This is a genomic window from Streptomyces sp. NPDC056600 (assembly GCF_042792855.1).
GTDB lineage: Bacteria > Actinomycetota > Actinomycetes > Streptomycetales > Streptomycetaceae > Streptomyces.
Genome location: NZ_JBHTVQ010000011.1, coordinates 87,500 through 98,315, shown reverse-complemented (window position 1 = coordinate 98,315; position 10,816 = coordinate 87,500). Strand labels below are relative to the sequence as shown.

6 protein-coding genes are annotated in these 10,816 nt (G+C 74.8%); all 6 read right to left on the bottom strand.

Going from position 1 to position 10,816, the window contains the following annotated elements; all coding sequences use genetic code 11:
* Window positions 1–182: 182 nt before the first annotated feature.
* The 6 genes from ACFRAV_RS08775 to ACFRAV_RS08750 all read right to left on the bottom strand — a co-directional run bounded on the left by ACFRAV_RS08775 (window position 183) and on the right by ACFRAV_RS08750 (window position 10,685).
* Window positions 183–695, bottom strand: a complete 513-nt coding sequence (locus ACFRAV_RS08775; protein WP_382552837.1) for a DUF1990 family protein — start codon at window positions 693–695, stop codon at window positions 183–185.
* Between the two features lie 89 nt (window positions 696–784).
* Window positions 785–2,434, bottom strand: a complete 1,650-nt coding sequence (locus ACFRAV_RS08770) for a M4 family metallopeptidase (RefSeq protein ID WP_382552835.1) — start codon at window positions 2,432–2,434, stop codon at window positions 785–787.
* 772 nt (window positions 2,435–3,206) lie between these two features.
* Window positions 3,207–5,087: an ABC transporter ATP-binding protein gene (locus ACFRAV_RS08765; RefSeq protein ID WP_382552833.1), complete on the bottom strand. Its 1,881-nt coding sequence runs from the start codon at window positions 5,085–5,087 to the stop codon at window positions 3,207–3,209.
* Window positions 5,084–6,892: an ABC transporter transmembrane domain-containing protein gene (locus tag ACFRAV_RS08760; RefSeq protein ID WP_382552831.1), complete on the bottom strand. Its 1,809-nt coding sequence runs from the start codon at window positions 6,890–6,892 to the stop codon at window positions 5,084–5,086. Before ACFRAV_RS08760 ends, ACFRAV_RS08765 begins: the two co-directional genes overlap by 4 nt.
* Window positions 6,889–8,808, bottom strand: a complete 1,920-nt coding sequence (locus ACFRAV_RS08755; RefSeq protein ID WP_382552829.1) for an ABC transporter ATP-binding protein — start codon at window positions 8,806–8,808, stop codon at window positions 6,889–6,891. Before ACFRAV_RS08755 ends, ACFRAV_RS08760 begins: the two co-directional genes overlap by 4 nt.
* Window positions 8,805–10,685, bottom strand: coding sequence for an ABC transporter ATP-binding protein (locus ACFRAV_RS08750; RefSeq protein WP_382552827.1), 1,881 nt, complete (start codon window positions 10,683–10,685; stop codon window positions 8,805–8,807). Before ACFRAV_RS08750 ends, ACFRAV_RS08755 begins: the two co-directional genes overlap by 4 nt.
* Window positions 10,686–10,816 lie beyond the last annotated feature (131 nt).

Genomic DNA, 10,816 nt, shown 5'->3' with positions numbered 1-10,816 from the left:
TCCCCCTGGGGGGGGGGCGGGCGGTTGGCCGCCGCCGGCGGGGCCCCGGGGGGGGCGCGGGGGGGCCCCCCCGCGGCCCCTCGGCACCTGAGCCGGCGGGTCGGCGCCGCGCCGCCGCGTCGCGCCGTCGGCCCCGCCGCCGCGGCGACGGGTCGGACCGGAACCCGGTCGGCGGGCTCGGCTCAGAACTCGGCCGGCGGGTCGGCGAGGCGGCGCAGCACCACGCCGCAGCGCCGGGCGTAGGCCTGCTGGAAGCCGCGGGTAGCCGGTCCGCCGGCCTTGGCGTACCACTTGGCGGGGCGGGAGAACGCGGTGACGGTGAGCCAGACGGTGCCGTCGCCGGTGCGGCTGACCACGAAGGCCTCCTCGCCGCTCTCGGGGTGACCGGGCAGCGTCCCGTAGGCCCAGCCGACGCGGCGCGGCTCGTCCACCGTCCACACCACCCGGCAGGGCGCCCTGACGATGCCCGCCAGGGTCACCGTGACGTCGACCCCGGGCGCCGCCCGCTCGGCCGAGGTGGTGATCCCCACGCCCATCTCGCGGTGCATCCGCCAGGTCGTCAGGGCCTCGGCGGCGCGGCGGAACACCTCCTCGCCCTCGCCGAGCCGGGCGCGCTCGTGCAGGGAGTGGAAGCCGGGCGGGCAGGGGACGCCGCCGTCGCGCGTGGCGCCGACGTCCTCGTAGGTGAACGACATGAGGCCCAAGACTAAGCGGCACCCGGGGGCATATGCCCTCCGGGTGCCGCTCAGTCGTTCGAGATTTTCCGGTCAGTTCCCGACCGGCGTCACTTGACGTTGATCGCGGCCCAGGCCGCGTTCACCGCGGTGTACTCCGCGCTGCCCGAGCCGTACAGCGAGGTGGCGGCGTTCAGCGTGGCGGTGCGGGCGCCTGCGTACTTGGTGCTGGACGTCATGTAGGTCGTCAGCGCCTTGTACCAGATCTGCAGGGCCTTGGCCCGGCCGATGCCGGTGACCGCGGTGCCGCTGTAGGTCGGCGAGTTGTAGCTCACGCCGTTGATCGTCTTGGCGCCGCTGCCCTCGGAGAGCAGGTAGAAGAAGTGGTTGGCCGGGCCGGACGAGTAGTGCACGTCCTTGGAGCCGAGGCTGGAGGACCAGTAGTCGGCGGAGGCGCCGTCCTTGCTGGGCTTGTCCATGTAGCGCAGCGGCGTGCCGTTGCCGTTGATGTTGATCTTCTCGCCGATGAGGTAGTCGCCGGCGTCGGTGGCGTTGGCGGCGTAGAACTCGGTGCCGGTGGCCAGGATGTCCGAGGTGGCCTCGTTGAGGCCGCCGGACTCGCCGCTGTAGGTGAGCTTGGCGGTGACCGAGGTGACGCCGTGGCTCATCTCGTGGGCGGCCACGTCCAGCGAGGTCAGCGGGTGGGTGTTGCCCGAGCCGTCGCCGTAGGTCATGCAGAAGCAGGAGTCCTGCCAGAAGGCGTTGACGTAGGCGCTGCCGTAGTGGACGCGGGAGTAGGCGGCCTTGCCGTCGTTCTTGATGCCGGTGCGGCCGAAGGTGTTCTTGTAGAAGTCCCAGGTCACCTGGGCGCCGTAGGCGGCGTCCGCGGCGGCGGTCTGGTCGGTGGTGGCGCTGGAGGCGGCGCCGGTGCCCCAGACGTCGTCGGCGTCGGTGAACAGGGTGCCGGTGCCGGAGGTGGCGCGGGCCAGGTTGTACGTCTTGTGGCCGCCGCGGGTGCCGTCGGTCAGCTGGTACGTCGAGCCGGAGAGCGTGGTGTTCAGCGTGACGCTGCCGGAGTACATGGTCTTGCCGGTGCCGGTGTGCACGCCCTGGAACTCGGAGATCTTCTCGCCGGAGACGGCGTCGGTGATCACGTGGAGTTCGTTGGGGGTGCCGTCGGCCTGCAGACCGCCGACCACCGTCTCGTAGGCCAGTCTCGGCTCGCCGTCGGCAGCCCAGATCACCTTGCGGGAGGACTCGACGGCCGACTTCTCGGCGTCGGCGGCCTCGGAGGCGGAGAGCGCCTGGCCCTTCGCCTTGGCCACGGAGACCTCGGCGGTCAGGTCGGCCTTGATCTCGGCCTTGACGTTCTTGGTGACGCCCAGGTGCTTGCCGGCGCCCGAGGTGTGGACGACGAGGTCGCCGCCGAGGACCGGGAGGCCGCCGAAGGTGCGCTCGTAGCGGGTGTGCACCGAGCCGTCGCCGTCCTGGACCACGTCCCGGACGACCAGCTCCTCCTGGGCGCCCAGGCCGATCTTCTCGGCCGTGTCGGCGGTGCGGCCCTCGGCCGCCTTGAGCAGGGCGGTGCGGGCGGCGGGGGACAGCTGCACCGGCATCGCGGCGGGGACGGCCGCGGTCTGCGCGGAGCCCGTGGTGGGGGAGGGGGCTCCGGTGGCGGTGCCGGCGGTGACGAGCAGCGAGCCGGTGGCGAGGGCGATGGCAGCGGCCATCGCGGTGCGACGCGCGTAGAAGGCGGACACGCGATCTCCTTGTGTGGATGTCCGGGCGGCGGCCGGGGTCGGGCCGGTCCGGACGGCTTGCAGGGGGAAGGCAAGGCGGGAGGTGCGGTGGTGCTGGTGCTGGTGCTGGTGCTGGTGCAGCGGGCTGCGGTGGAACTGTGACACCGGGGGCGCGTACATGTCATGACCGCGGAGTCAGGTTGGCCGGAAAGCGGCAGGCAGATGAATGTTTCGGGGGTGTGACGCGGAGCGGCGATCGGTAAAGCCGCAACCAAGAGCGACCCGGTCCCCCGCAAAGGAAGATCAAAGAGGTGGACCGCCGCCGCCCGCCCGCCCTTGGGGAAGGTGGGGCGAACGGGCCGGGGGCGTCACGGCCGGGTAAATGGGCCGGGGTCCGGAATCGGCGGGCGGACGGTGAGGGCCTTGGCCGAAAATCGCCGCAACCTGAGGGCCTGCCGGGAGGTCCGCGTCGCGCGGCGCGTGTGGTCCGGCCCCGGAGAGGCGGGCGCGGGGAGTCGCGGCGCGGCTCGACGAGGTGCCGCTGCCGTTCGCCCTGGCCGGCTCCTCGGCCCCGCAGGTCCGTCGGGGCACGACGCGGGCCGTCGTCCCCTTCTCCGCCCGCGTCTTCTCCGCCCACGTCGTGGTGGACGGGGACCGCCGTGGGCCTCGGAGGCCTGGGAGAGCGGTGCGGGGACGCGGGGCGGCCCGCCGCACCCGCGCGCTGAGGTGGGGGCGGTGACGGCGAGGCAGCGGGGCCGCCGGCGGGGTCGCCGGCGGCCCCGCGGGCGTGGCGTCAGCGCAGTGCGGGGGCGCCGTGCCAGGTGTGCCAGAGGGCGGCGTAGTCGCCGCCCGCGGCGACCAGTTCGTCGTGCGGGCCCAGTTCCGTGAGCCGGCCGTCCCGCATGACGGCCACCCGGTCCGCGTCGTGCGCGGTGTGCAGCCGGTGCGCGACGGCGATCACCGTCCGGCCCTCCAGCACCGCGGCCAGCGCGCGCTCGGTGTGCCGGGCGGTGGCCGGGTCCAGCAGCGCCGTCGCCTCGTCCAGGACCAGCGTGTGCGGATCGGCCAGCACCACCCGGGCCAGCGCCAGCTGCTGCGCCTGCGGACCCGACGTGCGGTACGCGTCCGCGCCGAGCACCGTGTCCAGCCCGTCCGGCAGCGCGGACGTCCACTCCGCGCCGACCGCCTTCAGCGCCGACCACAGCGCGGTGTCCGTCGCGTCCGGATCGGCGATCAGCAGGTTGTCCCGCACCGTGCCGAGGAAGACGTGGTGCTCCTGGGTCACCAGCACCACCTGCCGCCGCAGCCGCTCCGGCGTCAGCGACACCACGGGAACCCCGCCCACCGTCACGGAACCGGCCGTGGGCGCGTCGATGCCGGCGATCAGCCGGCTCAGCGTCGTCTTGCCCGCGCCGGACGGGCCCACCACGGCCAGCCGTTCACCCGGGCGCACCATCAGGTCCACGTCGTGCAGCACCTCGGCCCCGCCCGCGTAGGCGTACCGGGCGGCCCGCACCTCGATCCGGTTGTTGTCCGGCTCCGCCGCGCCGGACTCCGCGGCCGCGGGCGCGCGGGAGAGGCCCTCGACCCGGGCGAACGAGGCGCCACCGGACTGGAGCTGCTCCATGTGGCTGAGCACCTCGTCCAGCGGCCCCTCCAGCTGACGCATGTACAGCGCCGCGGTCACCACCGTGCCCAGCTCGACCGAGCCCCGGGACAACAGCCAGCCGCCCAGCAGCAGGACGGCGACCAGCGGCAGGGCGTAGGAGATCTCCACCGACGGGAAGAACACGTTGCGCAGGAACAGCGTCCGCAGCCGCGCGCCGCGGGAGACGGTCAGCGCCTCGCGGCCGGCGGCGGTCCGGGCCGCGCCGAGCCGGAACGCCTCGACCGTGCGGGCGCCCGAGGAGGTGGCGGAGAGGATCTCGGCCACCTGGGAGTTCGCCGCGCCCTCGGCGAGGTACGCGGTCCGGGCGCGGCGCAGGTACCAGCGCGCCGCCAGGTAGGAGGGGACCAGCCCGGCCAGCGCGCAGCTGCCGAGCAGCGGGTCCGTCAGGACCACCGCGCCCAGCAGGAGCACCAGCTGCGCCGAGGCGATGACGATCTGCGGCCCGGAGTCGCGCAGGGTGGCGCCGACGGCTGCCACGTCCGCGGTGCCCCGGGTGGCCAGATCGCCGGTACCGGCCCGCTCCACCATGGAGGCGGGCAGCGCCAGGCACCGGTCGACGAACGTCTCCCGGACCCGGGCCAGGGCGCGTTCGCCCATCCGGTGGGCGGCGTAGCGGGCCCAGCGGGACAGCAGGAGCTGGACCACCGCGGCGACCACGACGGCCAGGGCGAGGCGGTCCACGACCGACACCCCCGCCCCGTCCCGGACCTCGTCGACGATGCGGCCCACGAGCCAGGGCCCGGCGAGCCCGGCCAGCGCGGCGAGGGTGGTGAGGGCGACCACCCCGGCGAAGCCGCGCCGGTCCTCCCGCACCAGCCGGGCCGCCGCACGACGCACCTCGACGGGCCGGGCGACGGGCAGGTCACGGCCCCCCGACGGGGCGTCCGCCGGGACCGCGGCCGTGCCGGACGGCGGGGCGGCCGCGGCCGTGCCGGGCGGGGCGGCGGGGTCCGGCGCGGTGGCCGCCGACGCGGTCGACGGCGGGACGGTGGGCGGCGTGGTCATCGGACCGGCTCCTCGCTCATGGGCACGTCCTCGGGGCCGGCCACGGCGCCCGACTCGCGGGCGACCAGGTCGCGGTACCGGGGCTCGGTCACGAGCAGGTCCTGGTGCCGCCCGGTCGCCACCGCCCGTCCGTCCTCCAGCAGGTGCACCACGTCGGCCCGGTCGAGCATCAGCGGCGAGGTGGAGGTGACCAGCGTGGTCAGCCCGGCCCGCGCCGCGCGCAGGCGGCCGGCCACCAGGTCCTCCGTGTGGGCGTCCAGCGCCGAGGTGGGCTCGGCCAGCAGCAGGACCTCCGCGTCGGCGAGCAGCGCCCGGGCCAGCCGGATACGCTGCCGCTGGCCCCCGGAGAGGTTGCGGCCCTGCGCGTCGACCGCCGAGTCCAGGCCGTCGGGCAGCCCGCGCACCACGTCCTCCGCGGCGGCCGTCCGCAGGGCGCGGGCCCGCGCCTCGTCGGCTCCTTCGCGTGGGTCGCCGCCGAGCAGCGCCCGCAGGGACCCGGCGAACAGGTCCGCCTCGGCCTCGGCGAGCAGGATCCGCTCGCGCACCGGAGCCGGGTCGATCCGCTCGAGCGGCACGCCGCCCCAGACGGCGGACGTCGGGCCGTACCGGGCGAGCCGGTCCAGCACCGCGGTGCCGTCACCCGGGTCCGCGCAGACCAGGGCGGTCAGGACGCCGGGGCGGACGGTGACACCGGAGGCCGGGTCGTGCAGCTCGGCCGGCCCGTCGGGCGCGTCCAGCGCCTCGGCCGGGGCGGGGCCGGGGTCCGGCTCCAGGCGGAGGAAGGCGACCACCCGGCGGGCCGCGACCAGGCCGCGGCTGAGCAGCTGCACCCCCTCGACCAGGAAGAACACCGGGTAGACCAGGGCCACCACGTATCCGTACACGGACACCAGCTGGCCGACCGTGATCTCGCCGAGGGCGGCCGGCCGGGCGGCCGACCAGATCACCGCGGCGAGCAGCACCGTGGGCAGACCCAGCCCGAGGGACTGCATCCAACTGGTGACCGCGCCCACCCGGTAGCCCTGCTCCCGCTGGAGCGCCGAGTCGCGGCGGAACCCGTCGGAGAACAGGCCCTTGCCGCCGAGCCCGTTGAGGACGCGCAGGCCGCCCGCCAGGTCGCCGATACGCGCGGTGAGGGTGTTCTGCCGCTCCCGGTAGACCGTCTCCTCCGCCTGCAGCCGGGTCGTCAGCGGACCCAGCGCGAGCGCCAGCGCGGGCACCCCGAGCAGGGCCACCACGGCGGGCAGCGGCGACACCGAGAACAGCAGGGCGGCCACCAGCAGGTAGGTGACGACCGCGCCGAAGCCGGGTCCCACCACGGTGAGCGCGGCGGCGATGGTCTGCACGTCGCCCACGCCGATGGTCATGACCTCACCGGCCGAGACCCGGCGGGTGAGGGCCGAGCCGAGCCGCACCGACTGGCCCAGCAGCAGCTTCACGGTGCGGAAGTTGGCGTCCATCCGGACCTTGGTCATGGTGCGGTGCCGCAGCAGGCTGACCGCCGCGCCGGCCACCGCCGTCACCAGCAGGGTCGCCGTCCAGGTGAGCAGCGCGGCGGTGTCGACCACGGTGGGACCGCCGCCGGGGTCGCCCGCGCCGAACCCGTCGTCGAAGACCCGCTCGAGCAGGTAGGGCGCCACCGCGAACAGGCCCATCCACACGACGGAGTACACCGCCCCCGCCGCCGACCGGGCCGACTGGCGGGTGACCAGCCAGGTCAGGTAGCGGGCCCCGCCCCGCAGGTCCGGATCCCCCGGATCGCCGTCGACGTCGACGGCGCCCCCGCCGGGCCGCCACCGGCTCACGCGAGGCTCTCCCGCCAGGCGCGGTGCAGATCGGCGAACCGGCCCTCCCCGCCGATGAGCGCGGCGGGCGACCCGTCCTCGACGATCCGGCCCTTCTCCATCACCAGTACGCGGTCGGCGATCTCCACGGTGGAGAGCCGGTGCGCGATGACCACCGCGGTGCGGCCCTTCAGCACCGTCGACATGGCCCGCTGCACGGCCTGCTCGCCGGGAACGTCCAGCGAACTGGTCGCCTCGTCGAGGATCAGCACGGCAGGGTCGGCCAGCAACGCGCGGGCGAACGCCACCAGCTGGCGCTGGCCGGCGGAGATCCGGCCGCCGCGCTTGCGGACGTCCGTGTCGTAGCCGTCGGGCAGCGCGGCGATGAAGTCGTGCGCGCCGATGGCCTTGGCGGCGTGCTCCACGTCCTCGCGGGTGGCGTCCGGGCGGCCGATGGCGATGTTCTCGGCGACCGTGCCGGAGAACAGGAACGCCTCCTGGGTCACCATGACGACACCGCGCCGCAGGTCCGCGTTGACGAGGTCGCGCAGGTCGACGCCGTCGAGCCGGACCTCACCCTCGGTCGGGTCGTAGAAGCGGGCGAGCAGCTTGGCCAGCGTGGACTTGCCCGCGCCGGTGGAGCCGACCACGGCCACGGTCTGTCCGGCCGGGATCGTCAGGTCGAAGCGGGGCAGCACCTCGCCGCCGGTGCGGTAGGCGAACCGGACGGAGTCGAAGACCACCTCACGGCCCGGGCGCCCGTCGGCCGTCGGCGGCAGCTCGCGCGGGGCGGCCGGCTCCGGGACGGCCGGGACCTGGGCCAGCAGGCCGGCGATCTTCTCCAGCGAGGCGGCCGCCGACTGGTACGAGTTGAGGAACATGCCCAGCCGGTCGATCGGGTCGTACAGGCGGCGCAGGTAGAGCACCGAGGCGGCGAGCACGCCCAGCGCCAGCGAGCCGTCCGCCACCCGGTAGGCGCCCCACAGCACGATGCCCGCGACGGTGACGTTGGCGACCAGCCGCGACCCGACCACGTACCGGGCCATCTCGATCAGCGCGTCGCCGTTGGTCCGCTCGTGGCGCTTGTTCAGCGGCGCGAACTCGGCCTCGTTGGCGTCCTCCCGGCGGAAGGCGCGCACCGGCCGGATGCCGTTCATGGTCTCGGTGAACTTGACGATCACCGCGGCGATCGCGGTGGAGCGCTCCCGGTAGATCCGCCCCGCGCGGTCCTGGTAGCTGCGCACCAGCAGCGCCAGCGGCACGAAGGAGGCCAGCGCCACCGCGCCGAGGCCGAGGTCCAGCCACAGCAGCAGGGCGGAGATGTAGACGAAGGAGACGACCACCGTGATCAGCTCCTGCAGCCCCTCGCTGAGCAACTCGCGCAGCGACTCCACGTCGGTGGTGGACCGGGAGATCAGCCGGCCCGAGGTGTACCGCTCGTGGAAGTCGACGCTCAGGGCCTGCGCGTGCCGGAAGATCCGGCCCCGCAGGTCCAGCAGGGCGTCCTGGTTGACCCGGGCGGAGCAGGTGATGAAGGCGTACTCCAGGCCGCCGCTGGAGGCGGCGGTGATCAGGTAGGCCACCGCGACCAGCAGCAGCGGGCCGTGGTCGCTCACCCGGAACGCCGGCACGGCGGTGTCGATGGCGTACGCCACCAGCAGCGGACCGGCCTGCACCGCGGCCTGCTGGAGCAGCAGCAGGACGACGGCGAGCGCCACCCGGCCGCGGAGCGGCGCGAGCAGCGAGCGCAGCAGACCGGCGGTGGCGCCGGGCGGGGTGGGCAGGACGTCGCGGTCGAAGTCGTCGTCCGCGACCGGCGCGGCGGGCGCGGCGGCGAGGTCCTCCGGCCCGTCGGGCCGCGAGGGGTCGCCCCCGGTGTCGTGCTTGCCGATCCGGTCGTCGCGCTTGTCGCGCTTCTGTGCGGCGGGAGCCGTCATCGGCGGGCCTCCTCGGGCTCCAGGGTGGCGCCCGACATCAGCCAGGCGTACTCGGCGTTGGTCCGCAGCAGTTCGTGGTGGTCGCCCACGGCGGCGATCCGGCCGCCGGACAGCAGCGCCACCCGGTCGGCGAGCAGCACCGTGGACGGGCGGTGGGCGACGATCAGGGCGGTGGTGTCGGCCAGCACCTCGCGCAGGGCGGCCTCCACGGCCGCCTCGGTGTGCACGTCGAGCGCGGACAGCGGGTCGTCGAGGACCAGGAAGTCGGGCCGGCCGACGACCGCGCGGGCCAGCGCGAGGCGCTGCCGCTGCCCGCCGGACAGGCTCAGGCCCTGCTCGCCGACCTGGGTGTCGACGCCCTGCGGGAGGGCGTGCACGAACCCGGCCTGGGCGACGCCGAGGGCGCGTCCGAGGGCCTCGGGATCCGTTTGCGCGTCCCGGTCGGCGACGCCCATCAGGACGTTCTCGCCGACGGTCGCGGAGAACAGCGTCGGGTCCTCGAAGGCGACCGCCACCCGCGCGCGCAGTTCCTCGCGCGGCATCGCGGTGATGTCGACGCCGTCCAGGGTGATCCGGCCCTCGGTGATCTCGTGCAGCCGGGGGACCAGGGCGGTCAGGGTGGTCTTGCCGCAGCCCGTGGTGCCCACCAGGGCCAGCGACTCGCCGGGACGCACGTGCAGGTCGACGCCGTCCAGCACCGGCGGGGAGTCCGCCGGTGCGTCGGGGTACCGGAAGCGGACCCCCTCGAGCCGCAGCCCGCCCTCCTCCAGCACGGCGGCGGCCTTCACCGTCGTTCCGGAGACCGAGGCGGTGGCGGCGGCCGGGGGGACCGAGGCGGTCGTGGAGACCGAGGCGGTCGTGACGGCCGACCGGTCGTCGGCCGCGGACTCGGGCTCGGTGTCCATGACCTCGAAGTAGCGCGCGGTGGCGGTGGCCGCCTCCTGGCTCATCGCGAGCAGGAACCCGATGGAGATCACCGGCCAGTGCAGGGCCAGCGCCGTGGACAGGAAGGCCACCAGGGTGCCCGCGGAGAGCGTCCCGTCGGCGACCCGCACGGTGCCCAGCACCAGACAGGTGCCGATGGCCAGCTCCGGCAGCACCACGATGACGGCCATGATCCCGCCCAGCAGCCGCGCCTTGCGCAGTTCGGTCCCGCGCAGCCGGTGCGTCAGCTCACGGAAGGCGCGGGCCTGGCTGCGGTGGCGCCCGAAGCCCTTGATCACCCGGATGCCCAGCACGCTCTCCTCGACCAGGGTGGTCACGTCGCCCACCTGGTCCTGCGCGGTGCGGGACGCCTCGGCGAAACGCTTCTCGAAGACCGTGCAGACGACGATCACCGGGATCACCGGGATCAGGACGAGCAGGCCCAGCGCCCAGTCCATGCTCAGCATGACGATCACGCCGGCCAGGATGGTCACCCCGTTGACCAGCAGGAACGTCAGCGGGAAGGCGAGGAACATGCGGATGATCATCAGGTCCGTGGTGGCCCGGGAGAGTAGCTGCCCGGACGCCCAGCGGTCGTGGAAGGCGATCGGCAGCCGCTGGAGCCGCCGGTAGAGCGCCTCGCGCATGTCCGCCTCGACGGAGGAGAGCGGACGGGCCACCAGCCAGCGGCGCAGGCCGAACAGCAGCGCCTCGGTCAGGCCGAGCAGCAGCACCCACAGCGCGCCGAGCCACACCCCGGCGGTGTCCCCGTCCGCGATCGGACCGTCGACCAGCCACTTGAGGACCAGCGGGATGACCAGGCTGGTCAGCGAGGCGAGGACGGCGACGACAGCGGCGGTGAGCCATCGCGCCCGGACCGGGCGCAGGTGCGGCCACAGGCGCAGAAGGGTGCGGACGGCTGGGGAACGCTCGGTGGCGGCGGTACTGGGCATCAGGAGCGAGCCTAAGCTTCGATACTGACATCGCCCAGCGATTTTCCGTGCGGCCGGGAGCCCCGGCGGGCGCACCGGGAGCGGGGCGGGGAGCACCGCGCGCACTCCCGTGACCCCGCCTTTCCTCCCCG

What these genes read in the sequence shown, in the direction of transcription:
- ACFRAV_RS08775 (WP_382552837.1), bottom strand. Translation starts at nt 695, where the DNA reads ATGTCGTTCACCTACGAGGACGTCGGCGCCACGCGCGACGGCGGCGTC.
- ACFRAV_RS08765 (WP_382552833.1), bottom strand. Translation starts at nt 5,087, where the DNA reads ATGACCACGCCGCCCACCGTCCCGCCGTCGACCGCGTCGGCGGCCACC.
- ACFRAV_RS08755 (WP_382552829.1), bottom strand. Translation starts at nt 8,808, where the DNA reads ATGACGGCTCCCGCCGCACAGAAGCGCGACAAGCGCGACGACCGGATC.
- ACFRAV_RS08750 (WP_382552827.1), bottom strand. Translation starts at nt 10,685, where the DNA reads ATGCCCAGTACCGCCGCCACCGAGCGTTCCCCAGCCGTCCGCACCCTT.